Below are 24972 nucleotides of genomic sequence, written 5' to 3' on the forward strand. Positions count from 1 at the left end.
GGCGAACTTCAATTTCTCTTGAGGGCGGGCGGACGCGGCTTGGCGCGTCCTGGTCCGGTCAGTTGATGACCTGGATCACCTTGCGTGACGACGGTTCGACGATGACGCGCTCGTCGTTCACGATTGCATAGGAATATTTCGGATTTTCGGGGACCGGCGTCACGACGACGGTTTCAGGAAGCGGCTGACCGACGACCACCTTTTCCTTGACCACGACGCGGGTCGAAGGCGCCGGCGCTTCACGGACATAGGTGACGACCTTTTGCGGCGGCGGATCGATCGCCGTGCCGACCACGGCACCGGCAACGCCACCGACGGCAGCACCAACCGGCCCGCCGACGATCGCGCCGGTGACCGCGCCGCCTGCAGCGCCGTTGACAGTGGAAGACTGGGCGAAGGCAACGCCCGACATCAGTGCCGCCGCTGTGGCAGCGCCTGCGATGAGCTTGACAAACATATGGATCCTCCTTTCGTTCGACGCGGCCTTCCTGGCCGCTGCCAAACCAACGACGGGAGTCCTTGGCTGTTCCCGGCATGCGACCTCAGTCCGGGGTGATACGGACCTTGGTCTGAGGTAGGAGATTTCCGGTGAGGTATCGGCTGCGTTGGCGCGCGATGCCGAGCGATATCGCGATCAATCGCAGACTATGCCGTATTTAACGCGATACTCTTCCAACTGCTCTTTCGGACCGGCCAACAGCAACGGGCAAACAGTATAATTTCCCTTCACCTGGCCATTCTCGACATAGAGCCAGTCGAAAATATCGGACTTCGTAAACTCGACGCGATCACCCGACTTGATATTGTGGATGTATTCCGGCGTATCGCCAAGAAGAGCGGTAAAATGATCGCCTGATCGCTGGATTTGAGAAACCCACATGAATTCCACCCCCTGCGCCATCTGATCCGTCGTCAGTGCCACACCCTTAGCCTTGTCTGTGAAACCCAGCTTGACGTTGTAATTTTCGGTTCCCGGCGGCGGATTGCTCAATTTCTCAAGGAAGGCGTCCAGGCCCTTTTCGGACTTCTCGTGAGCTTTGGCCATGGCCGGATCGCCACGTTTGATTATTTGAACGTTTGGATTGTCCTCGGCCAAAGCGAATTCGGTGGGGATGGCTTGTATGGACAGGCCAAACACCAGCGAAACTAGGAGAATGCTGCGCAACATCCGATAAACCCACAATTGTTGTCCCGTTCGACAGCAACATAAGGGTCTGAGATTGCTTTCCAATATTCGATCTCGAATATGAAGATCATAAGGCCGCGTCTTCGCATGCACGGCTTCGATCCGGCGGGATGGCTCGCCGAGTGCCCCTGCAACGAAGCCTGCCTCCACCTTACTGACGCCCCTGCACCACCCCTCACGACAGCGCAAATATCCTCACCTCGCGCCCGATGCCATGAAGCTCCTCCATGCGCGACACCGAGCTGACGCCGCCGTCGCGCAGGATCTCCGAAACCTGCTCGTTATCGACCACGGCTTCCGTCGTCAAAATCACATGCGGTTCGGCGAGCTCCTGCACGCGCGAGGCGATGTTGACGGTCTGGCCGAAATAGTCCTGCCGGTCGTTCATGTTGACCGCAAGGCATGGCCCCTCGTGGATGCCGATCTTCAGGAGGAGATCCTCGCTGCCGCGCTCGGCGTTCAGCTGCAGCATCGCTTCGCGCATTCTCAGCGCCGCCGCCACCGCCCTGTCCGGGCTCGGGAATGTCGCCATGACGGCGTCGCCGATGGTCTTGACCACCGCACCCGCCTCGGTGGCGACGATCTCGTGCAGGACGCGGAAATGCGTGCGCACGAGATCGAAAGCAGCGAGATCGCCGACGCGCTCGTAAAGAGCGGTCGATCCGCGCAAGTCGGTGAAGAGGAAGGTCAGGCTGGTGATCTTCAGGCGCTGATCGACATCGAGCGTGTCGGTCCGGTAGATATCCCGAAAACTCTGGTTCGTCAGCAGCCGCTTGGCCGTCAGGAAAGGTCGCCTGTGGCCGAGAATATCGTGCAGTTCGTCTCCGGCAATGCAGACATTCGGCAGCACCCGCCGATCGGTATGGTTTTCCAGCGTCAGCCGCAGCGGGCCTGGGCGCAGCGTCAGCGTTTCGTTCGGCGCATGCCCCTGGCTGATGACCATCGAGAGGTTCTGGCGTTCATCCGTCGGCAAGCCCTGCACGTCGATGAACTGCGCCGAATGCGTCACCGCATCGAAGATGATGACGAACTGCGGCGGCAGCTGCAGCGAGACAAGAGCTCTCTCGCCCGGCTCCAGCTCGACCTCCTCCAGAAGGATGTGCGCGAACCTTTCTTCCAGATTGTCAGGCAGGTCGACGCCGGTGCTGAAAAAGACCTGGCGGTAATATTCGAGCGAAGGCAACCGGTCGGGGTCGTGGGCGGCGATCCTGCGCACCCGCGGGCTGACCGTGAACGTGACCTCGACCATCTCGTCGAGGGTCGGCTCGTAGCCGGCCGCGCACAGCGCACAATGATAGGCCTCCCGGTCGACGGTCTTCAGGGTGGCACCACTGTCGAGCACGCCGCCGCATCCGGGGCAAAGCACGTTCCAGGTCATCTCGAAGGCGCCTATGCGGGCAGCATGGAGAAAGGCCGCGATCACCTTCTCTTCATCGAGATGATACGCCCCAGCAAAGGCGAGCACATTGATGCGGTTGAGTTCGCGATCGGCGCCGTGCCTGACGACATCCTCGATGCGCTCGACCGTTTGCGGGTCGGCCGATTGTTGCAAGGCTGCAAAAAGCACGTCCACTTCGCTCATCGGATCAGTCTCCGTGCACGCAACGGCTGGTAAGGCCGCCGGCAGAGAGCGATTATATCACGGAATCTCCTGATAGAAATCGGAATGCCTGGATGCCGTGCAGCGCCGGATCGGTCGCTCTTGCGAGCAAGGCCCGCGGACCTGCCCGCGTACCGATCGGGGAGTGCGTGCCTGACCGGCAACAGCGCGCCGATTTTTTTCAAGGTGCAGTTGATCTTAGCCACTCGCCGTACAATTGATACGGCAATATTCGGGGCCACTTTGCTGGCTGACTTATTGGCTGGACACCCCGGTCAGGGAGGGATGATGCGGAAACTCGAGCTTCCACGGAATGTAAGCCTTGCAGTCTGGCTGGTCCTTGTTCCGGCCCTCCTGTTCGGCCTCGGTCTATGGCAGCTCGAGCGGGCAGCCGAGACGCTTGACCAGTCGAAGGAGTTGTCGGAAGGGCTTACGACGACACTCGCTCAGGTCAAAAAAATTGCCGAAACCGAACCGGGAGCCATGCTGACGTTTCAGGGAGACGCGGGAGCGAAATCGCTCTCCGCAATGGTCGCCGTACCGCAAGTCGCTGCGGCGCTGGAGCGAGCCGAAGAGGATCTCGAGATTTCGTCGATCCGCCGGCCGCTTCCCTGGGGCACAATCGGCGGTGCGATCCTGGCATTCGCAAGCGGCATCCTCGGGCTTGCCACGGCAACCGTCAGCGGCTTGAGGGCGCGGCGATCTCAGGAGCAGCTGGTCAGGAGTTTCGGACGCCTGCGCATCATACTGCCTTTCATCCTTGCGGCGCTCGTCATCGGATTTTGCATCGGCATCGTCTGTGCAGCCGTGTTCGAGGCGATCAGCATGGGCCTCTGGGCGGATTTCTCATCCGGCAGCGCCAAGCTTTTCGCCCTCGCCCTGATGCTCGCCGGTCTTGCCCTCTACAGCGCCTTCCTTGGATTGCGCGGTCTCAAGGATGTCTTTGCGCTTTTCGCGCCGCAGCCGATGGATATTTTCGGGCGCAGGGTGCAGGAGGCCGATGCGCCCGGTCTTTTCCGCTTCGTTCGCGATCTCGCCGACCGGCAGCAGGCCGTGCGGCCGGACACTGTTGTCGTCGGCCTCACCCAGGGGTTCTTCGTCACCGAAAGCGAGCTGCGGCTTTGGCCGGAAAACGAAGTCGTCGCCGGGCGAACGCTCTACCTGCCGGCCCCCTATCTCGACCTGCTCGACGAGCCGGAAGTGGCTGCGGTCATCGGCCACGAACTGGCGCATTTTTCCGGCAAGGACACGCTCTACAGCCAAAGGTTCACGCCGATCTATGCCGGCCTCTGGCGATCGCTAACGGCTCTGCAGCGCGGCGACGGCGGCAGCTTCGTCCTCTATCCCGCAGCCCTGCTGGGCTTTCATGCCCTTGAGCAGTTCGACCACGCGGTAAACCATTGGAGCCGCATCCGCGAGTTCGATGCCGACCGGAGCGGCGCGCGCTCCAGCTCCGTCGTCGGCGCGGCCTCTGCCCTCATTCGGACCGGGCTGATCGCCCCTGCCCTCAATCACGTCTTTGGCCTTGCTGCAGAACGGACGCTTGCCGCTGACAATTCCGAGCCCGCGTCCGACCTGGTGGCCGAAACCTCCGATCTCGTTCGCGCCAACGGCTGGTCCGATCCGGTTTCCCTGCTCGAAGACCGGCAGCCGCATCCGACCGATACCCACCCGCCGACCATCCAGCGCATTCAGGCAATGGGGCTGACGGCCGACGAGAGATTGCTCGGCATCGCCACCCGCGCTCCGAAACCAGCCGGTCTCACCTTCGCCTTCGAGCTTTTCTCGGATTGGAAGGCGCTCTGCAGGCAGCTGAGCGGCGATTACCTGAACCACCTGCGCGACCTGCGCTCGGCTCGCAGGCAGACGCTCGAAGCGCTTGCCGCAGCCGCGCCGGGCGAAACCGTTGTCTACGACAACGTCAAGCCGATGATCTGGACGATGGCGATCGTTGCGGCGATCTTCGCAGGATTCGGGCTGATGGTTACGGTCTTTGCGGCGGAGATCGGCTTCGCGCACGATTATTTCGCCAGGGCATTGGTATCCGGTATTGCCGCAGCCGGCGTCGTCATGTGCGGCCTTTACGCGCTCTATCTTCACAGATCGGCGGCGCAGCCCCTCATGATCCTGACGCCGGCGGAGCTGCGGGCCTGGATGCTCGACCGGCCGGTCGCCTGGACTGATATCGACGCCCATAAGGTCTTTGCCTCCAACCGGTTTGCGCTGCGGCTTTTGCTGGCGCCGTCCGCCTCGCTTCCCGCAAAGAAGTGGCGCGCGCTTCACAGCAAGATCGACCGCAAACAACGCATCGTCACGATCGGCGCAATGGGCATCCGCGGCATGAAGGCGGCCGAATTCAGCGCGCTCGTCGAGCGTTACCACAACGCGGCCCACGCGCTGAAGGAGCTTTCCAGGTTGTCCTGAGAGGCGCGTCTGAGGCAAATGAGACGATCAGAGGGTCTTTACCGAAGCTCTATGCAGTTCGGCTCATCGGTATGTCTGATATGTCATCGGCATCAGGCAGATTGACGAGTTCGCTCAGTTGCAGTGCAGGTGAGCGAAGGATGTGAATGTCGCTATCGGTGTAGCCGAAAAGATCGCTTTCCGTCGCGATCAGTACGCCGACCGCGTCGCCTTTACTGCGCACTGTCTTTTTAAGGGCGGAAGCGGCCTCCGCCACGCTTTCCCCCTGGCGTTGGACCCTTACGAAGGCTGCTTTTCCACCAAGCCCGTCTTTCAAGAGACCGTCCGCACCCGTATTGCGCTGAATGCGGGTCACCGCTAGCCCTGCAAGATGTGCTTCAACCCATGGGTCATTGTTCAGGTAGGCCTCAACGCCTTTCCTGAGGAGGGCGGAATCTGTTCTTACCGGTGCTTCCAGCCGCGCCTTGGCCAATGTCGTGGCGTCATTTGATACATCGATGCCAAGGAATCTTCGATTCAGGAGCTTTGCCGCGACCAAGGTTGTCCCGCTCCCGCAGAAAGGATCCAGCACAAGATCGCCCTCATCGGAGGCTAACGCCACGATGCGTTCCAGGAGCAGAAGAGGCTTTTGGGTGGGATAGCCGGTTCGCTCCCTTGCTTTAGGGTTGAGGAAGGGGATATTCCAGACATCTCCCAGCGGAACGCCTTTTTTGTTGCCGTCAAAAACGATCGAACCATCTTCGCCGGTTGCATAGACCGACTTGCCGCGTTCGTCCCGTGTTCTCTTTTGCAGGATCTGGTCGACATTCGTCGTCGCGCTGTAATCCACGAACGCCGGATTCCACTTAAAATCAGGGCCGTTGCCATAGAAGAGGATGTTCTGGTGTTGCTGGAGCAGCCCTCTTTTTGCATTGGACCAGCGCTTGTAGGCCCATATGATTTCGGACTGAAAGTTCTCCGAGCCGAAAACCAGGTCGAGAGCCTGTCGTGCAATATGGGTGCTGTTGTGATCGCAATGGAAGAATATCGATGCATCAGCTTTCATCGATCGCCTGCAAAGCAACAGCCGCTCGACCAGGAACTCGAAATACTCCGACGAATGTTGCCAGATGTCGTCGAAGGAATAACGTTTTGAGCCGTCGCGAGACGAACTGCTATGTTTTCGTCCGGTGAAGAAAGGCGGATCCAGGTAAACCAGATTCACGGAGTTCGCCGAAATGGTTCGGAGAACCTCGAGGCAATCCCCGTCAAGAACCTCATTTTCCACCGGTTTTCTCCTCCGCGATGCGGCTTATGACCGCTAAGAGATCAACGCCCGTGTACTCTCTGATGAACTTCCAGGCGCTGTCCGCGTAATAGTACTCGCCCTTAAGGCTTATATAGAGATCTTCAAGGACCTGCTGGATTTTTCGAGCCTGGGCACGATTGGGATAATAGAACATCACTCGAACCGGCTTGTAACCGGCGGCGTGGATGACCTTGAGCCGCGTGTGCTCCTTGGTAATATGGTCACCATCTGTGGTTGCATCACGCCACTTGATTTCGATCGCATCCTTCAGAGGCGTCAGGGAATCGATTTCAAAGGTTTTAGGCCGCTGGCCAAGAGTGTTGTCGATGCGTTTGGAACCAGCTTGAGGGAAACGATACTGGACGCAGAGTTTTGCGGCAGCTTCAAGAAATGACCCCGCATACTTGTAAAGAAATCGGCCCTTGTTCTGATAGACATCGATATCATGGCCTTCAGCGGCCGTAATTCCGAGGACTTGGTAAAGGATATGATGGGATCGATCGTCGTCATCCATCTCCAGGACGCGATCTTCGATTTGCGACTTGAGCCGCCTCTCAAAATCGTCGGACAGCGCCCGAATCTCTTTATATAAAATCATAAACGCCCCTTTTTCGACAAAGGAGCATACTCCAGACTCGCGGTCCAGATTATTCAGCGCCTCTCCCACATCAATATGGATGCACGCATAGCTAGAGCAATTCCAGCAAAACCGCTGTGGACTTTTGCGGGCACTCCCTCTGTGGGAAAGCGAAGCCAACGTAACGTGCTGTCCGGTTCGTGAAATTAGCAACAATCAGTTTTGCCCGTCACAATCCCCGACTAGAAATTTGGCTCGAACCGTGAGACTTGACCACGCCGGACAGGAAAAGAGGATAACCAATTGCAGCAGCGAAAGTCATTCAAGGTCGCATTTACTCTCGCAGTCGCCGCATCCCTATGGTGCGCGCCTCCTCTGCAGGCGCAGGAGCCGGCAGGCAGCCTGACATGGTCCAAGGATCCGGCCAGCCATTGCGAATTCGTGTCTCCCGCGTCGCTGACGTCAGGTCCGACCTACTGGATCGGCGCATGCCCTGATAACAAAGCTTTCGGACCCGGAATGCTGCGTCGCCGCGACGGCGATCGCGCCGGACCTGCTTTTTATGGGGACATGCGCGCCGGAGTCCCCGTCATCGGGGTGATCGACGATGAAGGCTATCGGGTCGGCCGCTTCAAGGACGGCGATATCGGCGGCGATGCGGAATTGGAACCGCAGGTCAGGCTCGACGCGTTCCGCGCGGCAGCGAAGGCCGCTCGCGAAGTCGCCGGCTTATACGCCAAGCAGGGGAATGCCGCCTCGTCGCGCCACTATGAGACGGTCGCGCAGCAACTGGATGAGCAGATCGAATGAAGGCCCGGCGCGGACCGCTTCGTGCCGCTTTTGTTACATCTCTTCCGTAAACGTCTCCACCGTGATCGCGAACACGGCGATCCGGTGCCATTCGCTGCGGCGGGAGACAAAGGTTTCCTCCGAGCCCATCGAAATCAGAAAGTCGCGCCCCAATGAATCGCGGAACTGGCTGGCGGGCGAATCCCAGATGCAACAGGAGCGCTTGAGGCGGTTCAAACCCACGGCCTTGATGAGAAAGGCTTCGGTGGAAGCCGCGTACCGGCCGGATAGGCGGTATGTCGCCTGAAGCGGTTTGCCCTGCCGATCCGGCACGTAGCTGCACCCGGCATATTCCACATGAGCGGGCTTCCTGTGCATCTGCGCCAGGAAGTCACCGCAATCCTGCGCCGTCACCTTGGCATCCGGGATGCCGGCGGACGCTGCCATCAGCGGCGTTGCGGCGGCGCCAGCCAGCGACCACATGGCAAAACGACAAACGGCGAGCTTCATATCCAACCTTAACTGCGCCGCCCGGACGACCCCATGAACGGCATGGGCCTTTATAGCGGACAATCGATTTCAGGACAGACAGGCCAGTCAGGGCGCATACCAGCTGAACACGAAGTCGCGGTCCTTGACGACCGAGTGGCAGGCAAAACACGCTTCGGGCATTGCTGTCGCTGAAGGTTTGCCGTCGTCGAATTCGACATATCCCCAGCCGCCGGTCGAAGCATATTTTTTCGCGTCCTTGATCATGAACTGCACGCCGTTCTTGGGCACCCCGGCAACGAATGACTGGGCTGCGCCAAAGGCTGCCTTGCTTTCTTCCAGCGGGTGATAATCCCAGGCCAGGCGGCCGATGATGGTACCGTCGGGATAGGTGGTGGCCCCTTCCCGGAAGGCTTTGATCGCAATATCATTGCCCAGAATGGCCCTGATATCGTTGAGCTTGCCTTCCTCATGCGCCACGGTGATCAGCGGCCAGTCGCGGTAGCCGGCAGGCAGCTCAGACAGAGCCGGTGCGTGTCCCTCATCGGCCGCCCCGGATGCGGCGGCATTGTAACCGATCAGGCCGGTAACCAGGCCGACGGCCAGCGACACCACGATAATCTGCTTCATCGAAATATTCTCCTGCGATCAGACGACGAAGCGATCCTCGCAGATATTCCGGCAGGCGAAATCATACTTTGATATGGTGGACACCGCCCGCGGCAGGCCGCCTACAGGCCATGCCCCACCCTGCGTTCGTTCTCGATGCGCGTGACACACCCGGAGACCTTTGCCATCAGCAGATCGAAGTCGATCGGCTTGGTAAAATAGGCTTCGGCGCCGGCCTGCAGGCCCGACAGCATGTTGTCACGGTCGGCCAAAGCCGTCAGCATGATGAACGGCGTTCGCGCGAGCTCCGGGTAGTTCACCTGTAGTTCGGCCAGAAGCTCATGACCGCTCATCACGGGCATGGAAATATCGCAAATGACGAGATCGGGCCAATGCGAGACGATCATTTCAAGCCCCTCCTGGCCGTTCGAAGCCTGTAAGGTCTTGAAGCCGGCGTCTTCGAGTTCCTCCACCAGGATCTGCCGAAGTTCCGTCTCGTCATCTATGCAGAGTATGCTGATCATTGTTCTCTCTCAGGCTGATTGTTTTTCAATGCATTCGTCGAACGGCAGCTCGACTGTAAAGGTGGTGCCTCGCCCCAGAGTGCTCTCCACGGAAATCGATCCGCCATGCAGTTCGACGATTTCCTTGACGATGTTGAGGCCGATCCCCGTCCCGGCGATCCCGGTGGCGCTGCGGGCGCGGAAATAGGGCTCGAACAGCTTCGGCAGATCATCCGCATCGACGCCTATCCCCGCATCGGCGACGCTGACGCGAACCTGCCTGCCGTCCCTCCAGCCGGTGACGCGGATGTTCGAACCGGCGGGTGAATATTTCACCGCGTTCGACAGCAGATTGGAAAAGACCCGTTCGATTGCGGCCTTGTCGATCATCTGCAGCTCCGGCAGTTCCGCAAGATCGTGGCTGATCGTGTGGCCCTTGCTGATCTCCGCCCGGCTGGCGATACATTGGCGAAGCACCGCGCTCAACGAGCTGGCCTCCTTGTTGATGGCAATGGTTCCCATCTCCAGCCGCCCAGCGGCAAGGATGCTTTCCATCAGTTCCACCATCCGGGCGACGGCCCCTTTGATCTGCGCGGCCTTGTCCTCCAGAAACTGCGGCGTGACCGCCGCCTTTGTCCGCGTGAGTCGCTGAGCCGCTCCGTCGATGACGGCCAGAGGCGTCCGGAACTCGTGCGAGATCATCGCCACGAAGCGGCGCTGCAGCGCGTTGATCTGCCGCTCGTGCTGGAGGAGGCGGTCGAGCTCCATATTTTTTTCTTGAACTTCCGCCGTCCTTACCTGCACGACCTTTTCGAGCTCGTCGCGATGCTGGCGCAGCCTGCGCTCGCTGGTTTCGAGCGCCTTGAGAGCCAGCTGGCGGTCGTGGACGTCTTCGAGGAGGCCATACCAGCGGACCACCCTGCCTTCGCCATCGCGCTTGGGCGCGGCACGGTTGCGATACCACCGATACCGCCCTTTGACCGTCCCGATCCGGTAGATCATGTCGAACAGCGCCCCGGTCCCGACCGCCGCCTCCCATGTCTTCACGACATCAGGCAGGTCGTCCGGATGGAGGGTCCTGTGCCAGCCCTGCCCCATCGCCTCATTGACTTCGCGCCCGGAAGCGTCCTGCCAGCCAGGCCCGACCTCGATGACGTTTCCTTCCGCGTCGGCCACCCAGGGCGTCTGGGGATGGAGCTCGATCAGCGACCGGTAATGTTCCTCGCTGGCCTTCAAGACCTGCTCGGCATGACGAAGCTCGGTAAGATCGTAGATAACGACGACGACGATCGGCTTCTTCCCCTCGGCCGTGGGAATGAAGGACCGCCGCTTGTGGGTCTGGAACGTGCGGATCGAACCATCCGGCGCCGTGATCTCTTCTTCGATCAGACATGCCTTGCCTGTCGCCAGGACCTGTGCATCCGCTTCCCGCACCCGTGCCGCCTCATCGGCCGGGAGGAAGTCATCGTCGGTGCGGCCGAGGATCTCGTCGAGCTTGAGGCCGAACATCTCGCACGCCTTGCCGTTGATGAACAGAAAGCGCGATTGATCGTCCTTGATGATCGTCGGCCTCGCTGCATCCTCGAACAGGTCTTTCAGGAGATCGGGATGAGGCGATTGCAGAGCAGGCTCGGCGGAAGAGCAATGATCGACTTTGGAGATGTTCACGACGCACTCTCTCAACTTAATTGAGTGCTAATCTACAACCAGAGCGTTACCGAATACTGAAGCGGGCGGGCTTTGTTTTAGCCATGAAGAAATCCGAGGATAGGGCGATCCGCGTGCTCTTGCCGGCCGTGGGTGCTGCACGCAGCCATCTTCGGCAACACGGAGAAGCCGGATCTGGCAGAGTCCAGACCCGGCTTCCTCTTTGGTTTGGATGCGTATTGCCGGATATCAGCGGAGTTCCTCGGCGAGCCCGATGAGAATCCCTTCAGGCCCGCGGATGTAGCAAAGCCGGTACGCGTCCTTGTACTGGACGACTTCGCCCACGAGCTCGGCGCCGCGCATGCGAAGCCTTTCAAGCGTCTCGTCGATGTCATCGACAGCGAACATGACGCGCAGGTAGCCGAGCGCGTTGACCGGGGCGCTCCTGTGATCGGCGACGACATCGGGCGCAAGGAAGCGCGAGAGCTCGAGCCGGCTGTGTCCGTCAGGCGTGCGCATCATGGCAATCTCGACATGCTGATTGCCCAGCCCTGTGACACGTCCGGCCCATTCTCCTTCGATCATAGCCCGCCCTTCGAGTTCGAGGCCGAGTTCGCGGAAGAAATCAATCGCTCTTCCGAGGTCTTCGACGACGATTCCGACATTGTCCATTCGCTTGAGCGCCATGTCCGGTCTCCAAGGTGTCGTTGTAATCTACAAGTGTCGGGCTTACTGCTGGATATCGGGCTCGACGAGACGTGCGAGATTGCGCAGCGATTCCTGCCAGCCGAGATAGCAGGCTTCCGGCGGGATGAGATCCGGGACGCCGGCCTGCACGATATCGACTTCGGTGCCGACCGAGACCTTCGTCAGTGTCACGGTGACCTCCATCTCGCCGGGCAGGTTGGCGTCGTCAAATTTGTCGGTGTAGCGAAGCTTCTGGCCGGGAACGAGTTCGAGATACTCGCCGCCGAAGGAATGGCTGTGGCCGGTCGTGAAGTTGCGGAAAGACATCCTGTGCGTTCCGCCAACGATCGGCTCCAGATGGTGAACCGTGCAGGTAAAGCCGTTGGGCGGAAGCCATTTGGCCACGGCATCCGCTTCCAGGAAGGCGCGATAGACCTTGTCCGGTGTGGTTGCCAGGACGCGGTGAAGACGAATTGTGCTCGGCATGATGATCCTCCTTCGGATTGAACTTATGCAATGCCTCTAGGACGGGCCGGCTTCTGCCGATCCGACAGCGCGATTGATTTTTTTCTTCTCCCCTGTCGCCGACCATGGAGCGGCCTTCCGAAACAGACGACCGCACAAACATATTCCCAACCTGCCGCCAGGTCATTGCCCTGTCTCCAACCCGTCCTATTTCTCGCGCGGGACGATCAGCGAGAGAGGACGCGCATGCCGATAGACAATGCGAAATTGGCGCCGATGCAGCCGGGTGTATCCGTGGAGGAGCTGAAGGCGGCTTTGGGGACGAGCTGGGAGGAGCCGAGCATCCAGGCGGAAGGCCGTCTGCATGTCGAGGAATTCGGCACGCGCATTACCGCCGATGGCAGGCTCGGCGAGGTTTATTTTCGAGCACCCTTCAAGCTTCCCCCTATCCATGGTGTCACGATGGGAATGCCGGCCGACGAGCTGCATCGGCTTTATCCCGGCGCCGAACGCATTTCCGACGAGAGGGAGAAATATGGCTGGACCAACCTGAAGATGCACCTGTCGGATACGCTGGATCTCGGCGTCGCCATCAGGGAGAACGTCGTCAGGATGATCAGCCTCACGGACCCGACGGCGGTCTATCCGGAGCGGCCCTATAAATATGCCGATCCCGATCTTACCGAGGCCTATGACCTGACGCTCACCGACCCTGTCAATCTCGCCCGCCGCCCGAAGAATGGCTGGTGCTACGGCCGCCCGCCCGGCATCGATGGCGACAGATGGCCGATCAGCGCTACCAATGGCATGCCGCTTCGCCACGCCTTCACAGTGAAACTGCCGCCGCAATACCGCACGCAGGGTGATGAATACGTAGCGATCTCGCTCTTCGTCGACGAACAATGGGAAACGCCGCCGGCAAGCAGGAACGCCGGAGCCGGCGGCGCACGCCGCGCGGATCCTCACCGCTTCGACATGGAATTCATGGACAACAACTATGTTCTCTTCTGGCTGACGGAGGAGGAGCTTGCAGCTCCGCTCGGCGTCCCACCGGAGATCGAAGGCGCCCCTGTTCCCGGCTGGCTTTCGAAATCGCCGCTCGATTATTTCGGCGAATTCAACCTGCCGAGGACGGCGGCCGAGCAGCAGGCAAAGAACGTCTTTTCGCCCGGCGGACTTGCCGTCAACGAGCTTCTGGCAGCAGCCCGTCCTCAGAACGGCTGGAAGAACCTGCCCGGCCGCGAGGCGCTCGATTACGGCTGGCCGGTCGTGATCACATTGCGCGAGGGCGATCCGAATGTCGGCAGGCCGGCGCGCGAATTCAGCCACGAGAATGAGCTCAGCGGCTATATCGCCGCCTATTCGGAGGAAGGCCAGGAACTGAGGCTGGACCGCTTTCAGGACTGGCATGCCCATCTCGGCGGCACGATGTTTCCCATGCAGGGCTATCCCGATTTCTCGCCCTATTACATCGAGATTTCGGAAATCTTCGGCAGCTTCAATTTTGGCGACGGCATCGCCCAGATCGACCTCAAGGAGATGAAGCTCGAATGGGCGTGCTGATGCTGGAGAAATTTGGCGACGGCTGCCAATTGCCGGGCGCAAGCCCGGCCGAGATCGCCGCCTGCGAGGCGAAGCTGAAGATCACCCTGCCGGAGGAGATCAAGGCCTTCCTCGCCGCCTCCAACGGCTTCAACGGCGAAATCGGCCAGGGCTATCTGATCCTCTGGAGCGCGGCGGAACTCTCCGGCGCTGACGGCTACGAGATCTTCGAATTCCGCGACGACCAGTTGCTGATCGGCTCGAACGGAGGGCCGACCGCCTATGGTTTCGTCAAGGGCGACTATATTTCCATTCCCTTCGTCTTTGCCGGAGACTGGGCAAACGAGGTGCGTATTCTCGGCCGCTCCTTCGAGGAATTCATCGCGGCGATCGAGCGCGGCGACGGCTGGTAATGGCCCGTTGCCTGCCGGTCCGGCTTGCGGCTAATCTTGCCTGATGGCGCGAAAGAGAAACCGAGACGTCATCTCCTGGTATGAGGCGCCGACGCCTGATATCTGCCCGCTCTGCGGCCGGGTCGTTCCGGCCGAGCAGCGGGACGAGCATCATCTGGTGCCGAAGAGCCGCGGCGGACGGGAGACGCAGGTCCTGCACCGCATCTGCCATCGCCAGATCCATGCGCAGTTCAGCGAAGCGGAGCTGGAACAGTCCTACTCGACCGTCGAGGCTCTGCTTGCCCATCCCGCCATCCAGACCTTCGTCGCCTGGGTGAGGAAGAAGCAGCCGGGATTTTATGATGGCACGCGGCGGAGCAAGCGCCGGCGAGAGTGAGCCATACAAGCCGTCGCCCGACCCTACTGGACCTTGCCTGCCCGCCTGCCCTTGCCCGCGCCCGCTCGCTTACCCGCAACCTCGACCAGCCGCCGGAAGGTCGGGCATTCCATATGCGAGGGTGCCGAACATTCGGCGACGTGGCGCAGCGTGTCGCTGAGCGCCGTCAGCTCCCGGATCTGGCGATCGATCTCATCGGCCTTCTGATGCAACACGGCGCGCGGCAGGTCCGGAGCCCCTGTCTTGCCGAACATGCCCGATATTTCCTCGAGCGAGAATCCGGCTGTCTTGCCCATGGCGATCAGCTTCAGCTGCAACAGCACCTCGGGCGGAAACTGGCGGCGCAGCCCATGGCGGAAGACCGAGGTGATGAGCCCGATCTCCTCATAGTAGCGCAGCGCCGAAGGCTTGATTCCGCTCCGTGCGGAGACTTCTCCGATATCCAGAAATTTCATGCTTGACCTCAAGTCGGCTTGAATTCGTAGCCTGCGCTTGAACGACATTTCAAGCAAGAGGGTATCGATATGCAACAGGCAGAAATGACAGGATCGGAGCAAACGGAAAGACGGGGCGTGACGCTGACGCTGTCGCTTTCGATGCTGCTCGCCTCGCTCGGCACCAGCATCGCCAACATCGCCCTACCCGATCTGGCGAAAGCTTTTTCGGCGCCCTTCGCTGAGGTGCAGGGCGTCGTGGTCAGCTATCTCGCAGCCTTGACGATTTCGGTCGTCATCGCCGGCCGGCTCGGCGATCTCTACGGGCTGAAGCGCATGCAGCTTGCGGGCCTTATCCTCTTTGCCATGGCTTCGCTGCTCTCGGCTGCCGCACCCGATTTGCCGCTGCTGATGGCGGCGCGTGCCGTTCAGGGCATCGGTGCTGCCTTCCTGATGACGATCTCGATGGCGCTGATGCGCGAGACCGCAAGCGAGGCGCGCATCGGCCGCGCCATGGGCCTGCTTGGCACGGTTTCCGCGCTCGGCACGGCGCTCGGGCCCTCGCTCGGCGGCGCGCTGATCCCGCTTGCCGGCTGGCGCGGCATCTTCTGGGTGCAGGTGCCGCTGGCGTCACTTGTGCTGATCCTGGCGATCGCGACGCTGCCCGTCGATAGCGCCAGGGGCAAGGTGCGCCCGGCGGGTATGCTTGCCGTGATGGAAAAGCGCCTCCTCCCCAATCTCATCGTCAATATCGTGGTGGCCGCCGTGATGATGACGACGCTGGTGGTCGGTCCCTTCTATCTCGGTCTGGCGCTTGGCCTGACACCCGCAGTCGTCGGCCTCGTCATGTCCGTCGGTCCGGTCATTTCCATCGTCAGCGGCGTGCCCTCAGGCCGGCTGGTCGATGCCTGGGGCGCGCGCGCCGTGCTTTCGATCGGCCTTGCCCTGCTCGCCGCCGGCGCCTTCCTGCTGGCGATCCTCCCGCAGATACTGGATGTCGCGGGCTATATTGCCGCCATCATCGTACTGACGCCCGGCTACCAGCTTTTCCAGGCCGCCAACAATACCGCAGCCCTTGCCGATGTGCCGAAGGAGCGGCGCGGCACAGCTTCCGGCCTGCTCGGCCTGTCGCGCAATATCGGCCTGATGTCGGGCGCATCCCTCATGGGCGCCGTCTTCGCCTACGGCGCCGGCACGGAGGATTTCATCCATGCCGCACCTGAAGCCATCTCGGCCGGTATGCGGCTGACCTTCCTGCTTGCCGGCGGGCTGATGCTATCAGCCATGGCAGTCATCTTCGCGGGCGCCTTCAAACGGACGTCGACCACGACTGCTTCCGGTGGCTGATATCCAGTCACGTCACGGCGCACCGCCGGATAACTCTTCAAAAGCTTTGCGCGAGACGTAAACTGTAATGGTCGCGTCGGCAGATGGCGCGAACTCCACGACCGCGGCGACCTTAAAGGTCGTCGTTCTTGGCACAGCACCAAACGGTGCCCGCGCGCCTCGAGGGTCAATCAGAAGGAACCGATCACCGACCTTGACGGCAAGCGCATCGGCCACCTGCCGGCTGATAACGGCATGACGACCCGCGGCAAAATCGGCTGGCGCCACACCGATCCGAAGGTTGAAGCTGCGAAGATCATCGGCTTCGATGCCTTGCACCATGACGCCGGTACTCCGATCATTGGCAGCCGCCAAGGCATTGGAGGACTGAGTGGAGATCTGCCCAAGGCCAGCGTTCGTGAAAACAAAAACAACTATGATCGCAACGACAAAACCAAGAACATTCTTCATGAGCGCCATCTGTTCAGCCTACTCCAAGCGAACTTCCCGTCATGATGCGGTGCGCCCTTCGGCGGGAGAGGTAGGTGACCTCATTCCCTGCGTGTCCGCCGGGCTTGACCTCTGCAGGTAGTCCGCCAAATCTACCAGCGCCACGGGAAAAAATATCCATGAAATATGCCAGTGTTTTGCTCGCCGCCCTGCTTACCAGTGCGATCGTAGCCACAGCTTCCGCGGCATCCGATCAAACGCAACCGGAGGCGCGCGATTTGCAGGCCCTGACGACCATGTCCACCGAATTCGTCATCGAGACGACCTTCCTGCCGCAGATCATGCGGGTGAAATATGATGACGACAAGGGGCCGATACTGGCCGATATCGGCCGGCTGGAGCCTGATGTGCGCAACCTCTTCTGGCTCTCGTATCTGCACTACGTGGCGCCGGGCAGCGGGCTGCACCATTTCTTCACCACGGTCGCCGAGGGGCGCAAGATCACGGAGGAAGCCAAGAAACTGCTGGTCGCGCAGGGCCAGTCCGTCAGCGAGGATACGTTCCACGAGATGACCGCGATGACCGAAAAATCAGATCCGGCACGCAACGCCGATGCCGTGCTGAAAGGGCTGACAGCGGCCGGCCTGACACGGCAGGCTGAGGCCTTCGCCGCGGAGCGCGATCTCGCGGCCCAAAATGCGGACGCCGATTTTGCGGCGCTCGACGCCGCCTTCGGTGAGATGACCGAGCTTCCGGCCGCCATCCGCAACTATGTCGAGCGCACCCCTGTGCTTGTCGAATGGGCCGCCAGGGCGCGCGCCGAGATCGATGACGAAGACCGGCTCAGCTATCTGACGGGAAAACTCAACAAGATGGAGGATGCCGAGATCGATCGCCTCCCGAAAGCGCTGAAGCAGATCCACGTCGTCGATTATTTCAACGCCGAGATGCTGAACGGCGGCGTCCACCAGTTCTTCTCCAATTCGTCCGGCCGTTATGCCCCCGATGTCGCAGTCGCCTTGCGAGAGCTCGGACTGGCCAAGCATGCCGATGTTATCGAGCGCGGCATCGACATGTTCAGCAAGCCGTATCCGACCGATACCCAGAAACGGCGGGTATTGAATTTTGCCGGCGAATGGGGGCCCTGGGATGATGCCCTCTCCGCCCTCACCTATGAGGTCGACGACGGAGAAATAACGCCTGCCCTGATCACGCTCGCCAAACGCGAAAACCTGCTGCCGCGATAGGCCGGAAATACTTCGAAGGCTAGCCGCCAATCATATGGAGTAACGCAGGGCAACTCAGGCAAATACGGTAATGCAGACGGCCGTCCAGATTAACCCCGTCCCGAGTGCCATCGCTCGCCTGGCAACGGCGACCTTGTCTGCCTCATCCTCTGCGACGGGTGTGGTCACAATCCAGGGAACGCAGCCAAGTGCTGCAAATCCGATGACGGCGACGATCATCACAAGATAATCGACAGCACGCCAGCTCCCCTGTTCATAGACCCCCCAGTAACCCAGAAAGGCCATTCCGACCGCAAACATGGTGGCGGACGCAGAGCAAAGCCCTGTAACGGACCCGGTAGGTGCACGCAGGTTGCTTTTTTCACGTGTCTGCGAGTTCATGGCGCATTATCCACGACGGTTAGCTGTCCCTCTGCAAATATGTCAGGAATTGAGCCCGTCGTGAAGCACTGGTGCCCCTCTGGAACGGCCGCGAAATTCGCCGCCTCGGGCGGCGCAACACCGCCCGAGGCCACGTCTGCTAAAGCAGCCGAACCGACATGCCGCCATCGACGATCATCGGGCTGCCGGTCATGAAGCTCGACTGGTCCGACAGCAGGAAGAGTGCCGCCTGCGCGATCTCCTTAGCCGTCGCCATCCGCTTCATCGGATGCAGGCCGGAAATATAATCGAGGAATTCAGGATTATTCTCCCCGCCGGCGGGTGTGATGGTTCCGCCGGGAAGCAGGCTGTTTATCCTGATGCCATCGGCCGCGTAATCGGCGGCGACCGATTGCACGAGGCCGATCAGGCCGGCCTTGGAGGCCGCATAGGCCCCCATGCCGGGCAAGCCGCCATTGCTGTATCCGACGAAGGACGAGGTGAAGACGATCGAGCCGCTGCGCTGCGCCTTCATCACCGGGAGCTGTGCCTTCAGCGCAAAGAAGGCGCTCGTCAGGTTCGTGGAAATCACCGTCTCCCAATTGGCAGCGCTCATGTCCGTAAACGCACCCATCTCGCCGACGACACCGGCATTGTTGAAGGCCCCGTCGAGCCTGCCGTAGGCATCGAGCGCCCGATCGACGAGAGCCTGCGCATAGGCCTCATCGCGCACATCACCGGCCAGGGACACAGCCATGCCGCCCATTTCGATAATCTCGGAAACAAGCTCCGCGAGGTTCTGCTCGCGGCGCGCACCGAGCACGAGCTTTGCGCCTTTGGCCGCAAACAGCCGGGCGGCAGCGGCTCCGATGCCGCTGCTTGCGCCGGAGATGATGATGACCTTGTCTTCCAGTTCCATGTCCAAACCTCCTTTATTGATGGTCATGGAGGGGTAGGAAATAGGGAGACCGGCAGCCACCCGATTCCAGATCGGATGGAGAGTAATCACGCAAGCGCCCGGGGCACCCCTCTTCGCTGCCGCTCAGTCTCGCAATCATTACGCTTGCCATATCCTATCCTGGGGGATAGGTGATAGCGATCTTCAATAACGGAGCGGCACATGCTTTCGGTAGTCAGGGAATGGTTTGGCTTCGGGCAAGCCGCCAACGGTCATTCGCATGCCCACGGATCTCACGGGCACAGTCATGGGGTGCATGACGAAGGCGGCCACGGCCATACGCATGGCGTCGTCGATCCCAGCATTGCTTCGTCCGCACGCGGCATCTGGGCGATCAAGTGGTCCTTCGTCATTCTGGCCATTACCGCCGTCCTGCAACTGATCGTCGTCTTCTATTCGGGCAGCGTCGCGCTGCTTGCCGATACCATCCACAATGTCGGTGATGCCGCGACTGCGATCCCGCTCTGGATCGCCTTCTCGCTTGTGCGCCGTCCCGCCACCAAGACCTTCAATTACGGTCTCGGCCGCGTCGAGGATTATGCCGGCCTCGTCATCGTGCTGATCATCCTCTTCAGCGCGCTCGTCGCCGGTTACGAGGCGATCGACCGGCTGATCAATCCGCAGCCGATGACCCAGATCCTGGCGGTCGCCATTGCCGGTGTCGTCGGCTTCATCGGAAACGAGGCGGTTGCGGTCTTCCGCATCCGCGTCGGTCGCGAGATGAACAGTGCCGCATTGATTGCCGACGGCTATCATGCCCGAACCGACGGCCTGACCAGTCTCGCCGTGGTGCTCGGCGCATTCGGCGTGTGGATGGGCTTCCCGCTGGCAGATCCGATCATCGGCCTGCTGATCACCATCGCCATTTTCGGCATCGTCTGGCAGTCGGCGCGCGCCGTCATCACCCGCAGCCTCGATGGCGTCGAACCGGGTATTTCCGAGGAGATTACCCATGCAGCGGAGCATGTGCCGGGCATCGACCGTGTCGTCGACGTCAAGGCGCGCTGGCTTGGCCACAAGCTGCACACCGATATCGTCATCTCCGTCGATCCGTTGAAGTCGCTGTCAGAGGCGAATGCCATTGCCGCAAGCCTGCGCCGCGAGTTGCAGGCGCATCTTCCCTCGCTCGGCAATGCGACCGTGCAGTTCGACGATTACGGCATCGAGCCTGCGGGCGCGGCGCATGATCATGGCCACGGCCATCACCACGCACCCGATCCCTTCAGGGTGGACTGTGAGATTGCCACCGGCCTGCTGGAAATCATCGACACGCCCCGTGGCGAGCGGATGCGCTTTGCGGTGGCCACTCACGCGCCCGGCCTCAAGGTGACAGTCGAAATCAAACGCGACCACGGGCTGGAAGTGCTGCCGCTCGTCGCCTCGCCGGATGACCATCATGCGCTGCAAAGCCTCAAAGCGCCGGCCGAGCCGCATGAATTCGACGCGGTGCTGAAGCTCACCTCCGATCGCGGCAATGTCGATCTGCCCTTCCGCATGGAAGAGCCGGAAGGTCACCATCACTGACTGACTTGCAGGTGCGGCGGTCCGGAGCGTAAAGTCGGGCCGCCTCCACTGCCGGAGGGACATGACATGGATATGATGAGCGAACCACACACACATGAGACCCATCCCGAGATCGTCAAGCGCCTGAAGCGGGCCGAGGGGCATCTGAAGAGCGTTATCGCGATGATCGAAAGCGGCAAGCCCTGCCTCGATATCGCCCAGCAGCTTTCCGCCGTCGAAAAGGCGATTACCAACGCCAAGCGCACGCTGATCCAGGATCATCTCGACCATTGCCTGGAAGAGACCGTCGGCGCACTGCCGCGCGAAAAGCGCCAGTCGATCGACGAATTCAAATCCATCACCAAATATCTTTGAGCCTATGGAATTCGCAGCCTATGGCGGCCTGTTCCTGACGGCGCTCGGGGCTGCGACCATCCTGCCCATGCAGTCAGAAGCCGTACTTGTCGGGCTGCTTCTGACCGGGGACTACCCGGTCTTCTGGCTGATTGCGGCCGCAAGCCTCGGCAACGTGCTCGGCTCCCTCGTCAACTGGTGTCTCGGGCGTGGCATCGAGCGTTTTTCCGGGCAGCGCTGGTTTCCGGTCGGTGCCAAGGCGCTCGACAGGGCAAAGCACTGGTATGGCCGCTACGGGCGCTGGTCGCTGCTGGCAAGCTGGCTTCCTATCGTCGGCGATCCGATCACCGTGGTGGCCGGCATCCTGCGCGAACCCCTGCCGACTTTCCTGCTGCTCGTCACTTTCGCCAAAGTCGGGCGCTATCTCGTTCTCGCAGCGGCAACGACGGGCCTTTCATGATGCTGTGGCAGACGATCATCGATTATCAGCGCGAGATCTACCTGACCTTCGCCGGCCACATCAAGACGTTCGCGGCCGGCGGCGGTTGGCTGCCGTTCCTCGCCTTCCTGCCGATGGGGATTGCCTTCGGCGCCGTCCATGCGATGACGCCCGGCCACAGCAAATCGGTGCTTGCCACCTATCTCGCCGGCTCTTCGATGCAGGCACATCGCGCCCTTCTCGTTTCGATTGCCCTGTCTTTCACCCATGTGGGCATGGCGGTGCTGATTGCCCTGCTTGCCCTGCCACTCGTCTCGCACTCCTTCGGCGATGCCGGGTCCGCGCCGCTGTTGCAGGCGGTCAGCCGCGGGTTGCTGGGCCTGATCGGCACCTGGATGCTGTGGAGCGCGCTGTTTCGCCCAGCGCATTTCCATTCTCACGGCGAAGGCGTGGCCGTCGGCTTCTTTGCCGGTCTCGTTCCGTGCCCGCTGACGCTTTTCGTCATGACCTTCGCGATGCTTCACCAAGTGGTGGTAACCGGCATTCTCTTTGCGATCACCATGATGATCGGCGTCGGCCTGACCTTATCGGTCGTCGCCCTGCTGGCCGTATTCTTTCGCGATCAGCTTTCCCGGCTGCTCGCGACTCGCCCGAGACTGCTTGCTGCTGCATCGAAATCGATCGAGGCGATCGCCGGCTTCGCACTGCTTGCAGTCGCGATTCATGAAGTGCTGTTTGCCTGAGATCACACTGTTCCCCCGGATGCCTGAGGAACGGTCCGTCGGCGAAACCTGTTAACCATCTACCGCTCTCTAGGACCATAGTCCGGCGGATGCCGGACCTCGGTCCGATGCACGCTTTGCAATTCGCACCTAACATCATGGTCATCCTGATGGCCGCCTTCCCGAGTCGGCGATCCCATGACTTTCGATGAACCTATCCTGCGAAGGAGAGACCAATGCGTATTGCAACTTTTGCGTCCATAACTGCGCTTTCAATGATCATGGCTTCCAGCCCTCTGGCGATCACCGGCTTCGATATTGCCGCCATGGCAAAGGACGGCGGAAACGGCGGCGGCGGAGGTAATGGCGGCGGCAGCGGGGGTGGACACGGCGGCGGCAACGGCAATGGCGGTGGACAAAGCGGCAGCCATGAAAACCACGGCAACCAGGGTGGCAGTTCATTGCGCGACGGTTCGAAGTCCGGCAGTGCGACGAAGGGGAAATCCGGCGATGCGAAGGGGAAATCTCTGTCAGCGAAAAAGACCACTGACGATAGCAAGCAAAAGAACATTCACTCCGAGCTTGCGGGCCTGAACTCCCTCAACCGGAGTTACAAGGCCTATATGCACACGTCCGATCCGAAGATGACGGCGATCTCCGCCTACGCCATGGCCTATGCCCAGTTTGAGCTCGATAACGGCATCGAGCCTGCAGCCGACGATCCGGTGCTCGGCGATGCGGCACTGGAAGACGCGCTGGCCGCCGCAACGCGCACCGGCGAAGTGAGCCCGGCAGCCCTCGCCGAGGCAAAGACCATCCTCGGCGTCGGAGACGCCGACGGCAAAATCGACCAAATCCGTGAATCCCTGTCCAATTCCGCCCCGACCTCGACAGGGAATTAACGGCCGCTCGATCCGCCGGGCCGCATACCCGGCGGATCGATTGCACCTCTCGTGGGTTTTCCCGCGGGCAGAATAATCTCTTCCCCCCTCATTGCGCCCGTCGCCGCGCGGCCGCCGGCCCTCGGGGAAAGTGTCGATGTCTCAGGAATTATGCAACACCACAGCCACAGCCTCTCCCTGTGGGAAGCTGATAACCTCGTCTGGTAAAGGCCAGTCCGCTAAAGCGTCCGGCTCGTCCTCCCCGTCGATAGTGACGGTCGTGAGCCGTGACGCGAGATCGTCTAGCTCTGTCCTCGCCTGTTGCGACAACTCGGTTGAAACGGGGGACAGGTTCTTCGATAGACCCCAATAATCCCACGGTTTCAGTTCCAGCTTACGCAGGGCTGCCATTTCTCGAAGCAGGCTTCCGGCGACGAACCACTCTCCCCCAAGGTTGAGACTCGATACGCCAAATCGCGAGGCCATCTCCGCGTCGCCCTTGATCCGAATCCAAGCCTCGCTTGCTGTCAGGAACCGCTCGTCTGGCACATCCAAGGTGTCGAAAGACACTCCCCCGATAGCCGCAAACTCTACATCGAGCCGTTTCCAACGCCCACCGTCATGCCATTCGCAAAGCCAATGATCTTCCCAACGGTCGGCCACCAGATAGTCGGCAAACCCCACACGAAGGCGAGCCGGGATGCCGCTCTCACGAAATCTACTAACCGCCATTATAGCGAAATCCCGGCATACGCCGCCGACCTTGTGCTGTTGGCAGTCGCCTTCAAGCAAATTGCGTTTTACGGCGACAGACAGAATCTCTTCAACCGAACGAAGCTCCAGATCGGCGGCCTGTTCGGGTTTGAAACCTCGCTCTTCGGACTCCGCCCCGCGAGGATGCTGCATGAATGAACTAATCCATCGAGCAATTGATTTGGGCTCTACGCCACCGCCCATCAATGTTTCGCGATAGGGGCCAGGTTCGGAGTAGACGCTTTGGGAAGCATAGAAGGATTTGCGCATTGTTGTCTCTTTCCAGTTGAGATTGAGACACGACAAGAAGGGCAAATTTTCAAAAATTGTCAATTGCGCGCCTGCCACTGGAAGTTCCGCTCCAGTTAAGGGTGCGCAGCGGCATAGTTCACTCACCTGCCTCGGTGGGGATACTGCCTGAGAAGAATGCCGCCCCTAGATCGTTGGGGGGGTGAAGCGACTCCCCTTACGCCTGTTCCTCGATCGCCACCTGCGCGACATCAGGCGCGCTGCTGTTGATCCGCGTCGCGATGAAATGGCCGACAGCCACCGCCCCGATGCAGAGCACGACGGACGCTGCCACATTGATGCAAGCCCGCACCACGGCACCTGTTCGCAATAACTCGAGCGTCTGCAGGCTGAAGGAGGAGAAGGTCGTATAGCCGCCGCAGAAGCCGATTATCACGAAGAGACGCATATTGTCGGAAACCGGAAAGCGGCCGTTGGCGAGCGTCAGCGTGCTGAAAAGGCCGATCACCAGCGAGCCTGTAATATTGATAATGATCGTGCCCCAGGGCAGATCGCGGCTGATCGGCATGGCGAGGACCGAGACAGCGTAGCGGGCGAAAGTGCCCAAGGCGCCACCGGCCATAATGATGAGACAGGTATAAAGTGACATACTCGCTCCAAAAATCTCGGGCGGGCAACAAAAAACCCGCCTGCAGCGGGTT

The 24972-nt window shown here is 60.7% G+C and carries 29 protein-coding genes; 12 read left to right on the forward strand and 17 right to left on the reverse strand.

Annotation, left to right across the window (positions count from 1 at the left end; translation table 11 throughout):
* Nucleotides 1-58: 58 nt before the first annotated feature.
* The 3 genes from FHT78_RS01840 to FHT78_RS01850 form a co-directional block, all read right to left on the reverse strand.
* Nucleotides 59-457 carry a DUF1236 domain-containing protein gene (locus FHT78_RS01840; protein ID WP_183739744.1) on the reverse strand — a complete coding sequence of 133 codons (399 nt, stop codon included), beginning with the start codon at nt 455-457 and terminating at the stop codon, nt 59-61.
* 177 nt (nt 458-634) lie between these two features.
* Nucleotides 635-1336: a DUF2314 domain-containing protein gene (locus FHT78_RS29745; RefSeq protein WP_348644698.1), complete on the reverse strand. Its 702-nt coding sequence runs from the start codon at nt 1334-1336 to the stop codon at nt 635-637.
* 25 nt (nt 1337-1361) lie between these two features.
* Nucleotides 1362-2768 carry an adenylate/guanylate cyclase domain-containing protein gene (locus tag FHT78_RS01850; RefSeq protein WP_183739747.1) on the reverse strand — a complete coding sequence of 469 codons (1407 nt, stop codon included), beginning with the start codon at nt 2766-2768 and terminating at the stop codon, nt 1362-1364.
* A gap of 306 nt (nt 2769-3074) precedes the next feature.
* Between FHT78_RS01850 and FHT78_RS01855 the strand changes: the two genes are divergently transcribed.
* Complete coding sequence (locus FHT78_RS01855; protein WP_183741801.1) at nt 3075-5210, forward strand: M48 family metallopeptidase; 2136 nt, start codon at nt 3075-3077, stop codon at nt 5208-5210.
* A gap of 49 nt (nt 5211-5259) precedes the next feature.
* Here FHT78_RS01855 and FHT78_RS01860 read toward each other — a convergent pair whose 3' ends face one another.
* Both FHT78_RS01860 and FHT78_RS01865 read right to left on the reverse strand, forming a co-directional pair.
* Complete coding sequence (locus FHT78_RS01860) at nt 5260-6477, reverse strand: site-specific DNA-methyltransferase (protein WP_183739750.1); 1218 nt, start codon at nt 6475-6477, stop codon at nt 5260-5262.
* A complete protein-coding gene (locus tag FHT78_RS01865) occupies nt 6467-7255 on the reverse strand; it encodes an ApaLI family restriction endonuclease (RefSeq protein WP_210289735.1) in 789 nt (262 codons plus the stop codon). Before FHT78_RS01865 ends, FHT78_RS01860 begins: the two co-directional genes overlap by 11 nt.
* A gap of 123 nt (nt 7256-7378) precedes the next feature.
* Here FHT78_RS01865 and FHT78_RS01870 point away from each other — a divergent pair, with 123 nt between their 5' ends.
* A complete protein-coding gene (locus FHT78_RS01870) occupies nt 7379-7885 on the forward strand; it encodes a hypothetical protein (RefSeq protein ID WP_183739753.1) in 507 nt (168 codons plus the stop codon).
* Between the two features lie 33 nt (nt 7886-7918).
* Here the strand turns inward: FHT78_RS01870 and FHT78_RS01875 are convergent, their stop codons facing one another.
* From FHT78_RS01875 to FHT78_RS01900, 6 genes are all read right to left on the reverse strand, one after another.
* Nucleotides 7919-8374, reverse strand: coding sequence for a DUF4952 domain-containing protein (locus FHT78_RS01875; RefSeq protein WP_183739756.1), 456 nt, complete (start codon nt 8372-8374; stop codon nt 7919-7921).
* A gap of 87 nt (nt 8375-8461) precedes the next feature.
* Complete coding sequence (locus FHT78_RS01880; RefSeq protein WP_183739759.1) at nt 8462-8983, reverse strand: cytochrome P460 family protein; 522 nt, start codon at nt 8981-8983, stop codon at nt 8462-8464.
* A gap of 101 nt (nt 8984-9084) precedes the next feature.
* Nucleotides 9085-9486: a response regulator gene (locus tag FHT78_RS01885; protein WP_183739762.1), complete on the reverse strand. Its 402-nt coding sequence runs from the start codon at nt 9484-9486 to the stop codon at nt 9085-9087.
* A 9-nt stretch (nt 9487-9495) separates the two neighbouring features.
* Nucleotides 9496-11133 carry a PAS domain-containing sensor histidine kinase gene (locus FHT78_RS01890; RefSeq protein ID WP_183739765.1) on the reverse strand — a complete coding sequence of 546 codons (1638 nt, stop codon included), beginning with the start codon at nt 11131-11133 and terminating at the stop codon, nt 9496-9498.
* A 228-nt stretch (nt 11134-11361) separates the two neighbouring features.
* Entirely contained in the window at nt 11362-11799 is a 438-nt protein-coding gene (locus FHT78_RS01895) for a VOC family protein (protein ID WP_183739768.1), read from the reverse strand.
* Nucleotides 11800-11841: 42 nt separating this feature from the next.
* Nucleotides 11842-12285: an SRPBCC family protein gene (locus tag FHT78_RS01900; RefSeq protein ID WP_183739771.1), complete on the reverse strand. Its 444-nt coding sequence runs from the start codon at nt 12283-12285 to the stop codon at nt 11842-11844.
* Between the two features lie 225 nt (nt 12286-12510).
* Between FHT78_RS01900 and FHT78_RS01905 the strand changes: the two genes are divergently transcribed.
* The 3 genes from FHT78_RS01905 to FHT78_RS01915 are packed head-to-tail and all read left to right on the forward strand — an operon-like array spanning nt 12511 to nt 14595.
* Entirely contained in the window at nt 12511-13827 is a 1317-nt protein-coding gene (locus FHT78_RS01905; RefSeq protein WP_183739774.1) for a hypothetical protein, read from the forward strand.
* On the forward strand, nt 13815-14219 hold the full coding sequence (locus FHT78_RS01910) for an SMI1/KNR4 family protein (RefSeq protein WP_183739777.1): 405 nt from the start codon (nt 13815-13817) through the stop codon (nt 14217-14219). The genes FHT78_RS01905 and FHT78_RS01910 overlap by 13 nt, the downstream gene beginning before the upstream one ends.
* Before the next feature lie 43 nt (nt 14220-14262).
* On the forward strand, nt 14263-14595 hold the full coding sequence (locus FHT78_RS01915; protein ID WP_183739780.1) for an HNH endonuclease: 333 nt from the start codon (nt 14263-14265) through the stop codon (nt 14593-14595).
* Nucleotides 14596-14618: 23 nt separating this feature from the next.
* Here FHT78_RS01915 and FHT78_RS01920 read toward each other — a convergent pair whose 3' ends face one another.
* Complete coding sequence (locus FHT78_RS01920; RefSeq protein ID WP_183739783.1) at nt 14619-15050, reverse strand: helix-turn-helix domain-containing protein; 432 nt, start codon at nt 15048-15050, stop codon at nt 14619-14621.
* A gap of 69 nt (nt 15051-15119) precedes the next feature.
* Between FHT78_RS01920 and FHT78_RS01925 the strand changes: the two genes are divergently transcribed.
* Complete coding sequence (locus FHT78_RS01925) at nt 15120-16376, forward strand: MFS transporter (protein ID WP_183739785.1); 1257 nt, start codon at nt 15120-15122, stop codon at nt 16374-16376.
* A gap of 12 nt (nt 16377-16388) precedes the next feature.
* On the opposite strand, the gene FHT78_RS01930 is transcribed toward FHT78_RS01925, so the two are convergent.
* Nucleotides 16389-16835: a hypothetical protein gene (locus FHT78_RS01930; RefSeq protein ID WP_183739788.1), complete on the reverse strand. Its 447-nt coding sequence runs from the start codon at nt 16833-16835 to the stop codon at nt 16389-16391.
* Between the two features lie 149 nt (nt 16836-16984).
* On the opposite strand from FHT78_RS01930, the gene FHT78_RS01935 reads away from it, so the two are divergent.
* Nucleotides 16985-18052 carry a DUF4375 domain-containing protein gene (locus FHT78_RS01935; RefSeq protein ID WP_183739791.1) on the forward strand — a complete coding sequence of 356 codons (1068 nt, stop codon included), beginning with the start codon at nt 16985-16987 and terminating at the stop codon, nt 18050-18052.
* A 54-nt stretch (nt 18053-18106) separates the two neighbouring features.
* Here the strand turns inward: FHT78_RS01935 and FHT78_RS01940 are convergent, their stop codons facing one another.
* Nucleotides 18107-18433, reverse strand: coding sequence for a hypothetical protein (locus FHT78_RS01940; RefSeq protein WP_183739794.1), 327 nt, complete (start codon nt 18431-18433; stop codon nt 18107-18109).
* A gap of 139 nt (nt 18434-18572) precedes the next feature.
* A complete protein-coding gene (locus FHT78_RS01945) occupies nt 18573-19331 on the reverse strand; it encodes an SDR family oxidoreductase (protein WP_183739797.1) in 759 nt (252 codons plus the stop codon).
* 201 nt (nt 19332-19532) lie between these two features.
* Here FHT78_RS01945 and FHT78_RS01950 point away from each other — a divergent pair, with 201 nt between their 5' ends.
* The 5 genes from FHT78_RS01950 (at nt 19533) to FHT78_RS01970 (ending at nt 23290) form a co-directional block, all read left to right on the forward strand.
* Nucleotides 19533-20894: a cation diffusion facilitator family transporter gene (locus tag FHT78_RS01950; protein WP_183739800.1), complete on the forward strand. Its 1362-nt coding sequence runs from the start codon at nt 19533-19535 to the stop codon at nt 20892-20894.
* 75 nt (nt 20895-20969) lie between these two features.
* Nucleotides 20970-21248: a metal-sensing transcriptional repressor gene (locus tag FHT78_RS01955; protein WP_183741806.1), complete on the forward strand. Its 279-nt coding sequence runs from the start codon at nt 20970-20972 to the stop codon at nt 21246-21248.
* 4 nt (nt 21249-21252) lie between these two features.
* Nucleotides 21253-21687: a YqaA family protein gene (locus FHT78_RS01960; RefSeq protein ID WP_183739803.1), complete on the forward strand. Its 435-nt coding sequence runs from the start codon at nt 21253-21255 to the stop codon at nt 21685-21687.
* On the forward strand, nt 21687-22409 hold the full coding sequence (locus FHT78_RS01965; RefSeq protein WP_183741808.1) for a sulfite exporter TauE/SafE family protein: 723 nt from the start codon (nt 21687-21689) through the stop codon (nt 22407-22409). Before FHT78_RS01960 ends, FHT78_RS01965 begins: the two co-directional genes overlap by 1 nt.
* A 215-nt stretch (nt 22410-22624) precedes the next feature.
* Complete coding sequence (locus tag FHT78_RS01970; protein ID WP_183739806.1) at nt 22625-23290, forward strand: hypothetical protein; 666 nt, start codon at nt 22625-22627, stop codon at nt 23288-23290.
* A 141-nt stretch (nt 23291-23431) separates the two neighbouring features.
* Here FHT78_RS01970 and FHT78_RS01975 read toward each other — a convergent pair whose 3' ends face one another.
* The gene (locus tag FHT78_RS01975; RefSeq protein WP_348644699.1) at nt 23432-24370 is read right to left on the reverse strand and encodes a transglutaminase-like domain-containing protein; all 939 of its coding nucleotides are present in this window, start codon (nt 24368-24370) and stop codon (nt 23432-23434) included.
* Nucleotides 24371-24488: 118 nt separating this feature from the next.
* Nucleotides 24489-24920, reverse strand: coding sequence for a fluoride efflux transporter CrcB (gene crcB / locus FHT78_RS01980; protein ID WP_183739808.1), 432 nt, complete (start codon nt 24918-24920; stop codon nt 24489-24491).
* Between the last annotated feature and the right edge of the window lie 52 nt (nt 24921-24972).

Source organism: Rhizobium sp. BK196 (genome assembly GCF_014193255.1).
Classification (GTDB): Bacteria; Pseudomonadota; Alphaproteobacteria; order Rhizobiales; family Rhizobiaceae; genus Rhizobium.

Excerpts from the sequence above, each read along its gene's own strand:
- FHT78_RS01925 (WP_183739785.1), top strand. The coding sequence starts at position 15,120 with ATGCAACAGGCAGAAATGACAGGATCGGAGCAAACGGAAAGACGGGGC.
- crcB (WP_183739808.1), bottom strand. The coding sequence starts at position 24,920 with ATGTCACTTTATACCTGTCTCATCATTATGGCCGGTGGCGCCTTGGGC.
- FHT78_RS01955 (WP_183741806.1), top strand. The coding sequence starts at position 20,970 with ATGAGCGAACCACACACACATGAGACCCATCCCGAGATCGTCAAGCGC.
- FHT78_RS01850 (WP_183739747.1), bottom strand. The coding sequence starts at position 2,768 with ATGAGCGAAGTGGACGTGCTTTTTGCAGCCTTGCAACAATCGGCCGAC.
- FHT78_RS01960 (WP_183739803.1), top strand. The coding sequence starts at position 21,253 with ATGGAATTCGCAGCCTATGGCGGCCTGTTCCTGACGGCGCTCGGGGCT.
- FHT78_RS01930 (WP_183739788.1), bottom strand. The coding sequence starts at position 16,835 with ATGGCGCTCATGAAGAATGTTCTTGGTTTTGTCGTTGCGATCATAGTT.
- FHT78_RS01900 (WP_183739771.1), bottom strand. The coding sequence starts at position 12,285 with ATGCCGAGCACAATTCGTCTTCACCGCGTCCTGGCAACCACACCGGAC.
- FHT78_RS01905 (WP_183739774.1), top strand. The coding sequence starts at position 12,511 with ATGCCGATAGACAATGCGAAATTGGCGCCGATGCAGCCGGGTGTATCC.
- FHT78_RS01855 (WP_183741801.1), top strand. The coding sequence starts at position 3,075 with ATGCGGAAACTCGAGCTTCCACGGAATGTAAGCCTTGCAGTCTGGCTG.
- FHT78_RS01935 (WP_183739791.1), top strand. The coding sequence starts at position 16,985 with ATGAAATATGCCAGTGTTTTGCTCGCCGCCCTGCTTACCAGTGCGATC.
- FHT78_RS01970 (WP_183739806.1), top strand. The coding sequence starts at position 22,625 with ATGCGTATTGCAACTTTTGCGTCCATAACTGCGCTTTCAATGATCATG.
- FHT78_RS01885 (WP_183739762.1), bottom strand. The coding sequence starts at position 9,486 with ATGATCAGCATACTCTGCATAGATGACGAGACGGAACTTCGGCAGATC.
- FHT78_RS01840 (WP_183739744.1), bottom strand. The coding sequence starts at position 457 with ATGTTTGTCAAGCTCATCGCAGGCGCTGCCACAGCGGCGGCACTGATG.
- FHT78_RS01915 (WP_183739780.1), top strand. The coding sequence starts at position 14,263 with ATGGCGCGAAAGAGAAACCGAGACGTCATCTCCTGGTATGAGGCGCCG.
- FHT78_RS01950 (WP_183739800.1), top strand. The coding sequence starts at position 19,533 with ATGCTTTCGGTAGTCAGGGAATGGTTTGGCTTCGGGCAAGCCGCCAAC.
- FHT78_RS01945 (WP_183739797.1), bottom strand. The coding sequence starts at position 19,331 with ATGGAACTGGAAGACAAGGTCATCATCATCTCCGGCGCAAGCAGCGGC.
- FHT78_RS01875 (WP_183739756.1), bottom strand. The coding sequence starts at position 8,374 with ATGAAGCTCGCCGTTTGTCGTTTTGCCATGTGGTCGCTGGCTGGCGCC.
- FHT78_RS01880 (WP_183739759.1), bottom strand. The coding sequence starts at position 8,983 with ATGAAGCAGATTATCGTGGTGTCGCTGGCCGTCGGCCTGGTTACCGGC.
- FHT78_RS01940 (WP_183739794.1), bottom strand. The coding sequence starts at position 18,433 with ATGAACTCGCAGACACGTGAAAAAAGCAACCTGCGTGCACCTACCGGG.
- FHT78_RS01920 (WP_183739783.1), bottom strand. The coding sequence starts at position 15,050 with ATGAAATTTCTGGATATCGGAGAAGTCTCCGCACGGAGCGGAATCAAG.
- FHT78_RS01965 (WP_183741808.1), top strand. The coding sequence starts at position 21,687 with ATGCTGTGGCAGACGATCATCGATTATCAGCGCGAGATCTACCTGACC.
- FHT78_RS01895 (WP_183739768.1), bottom strand. The coding sequence starts at position 11,799 with ATGGCGCTCAAGCGAATGGACAATGTCGGAATCGTCGTCGAAGACCTC.
- FHT78_RS01910 (WP_183739777.1), top strand. The coding sequence starts at position 13,815 with ATGGGCGTGCTGATGCTGGAGAAATTTGGCGACGGCTGCCAATTGCCG.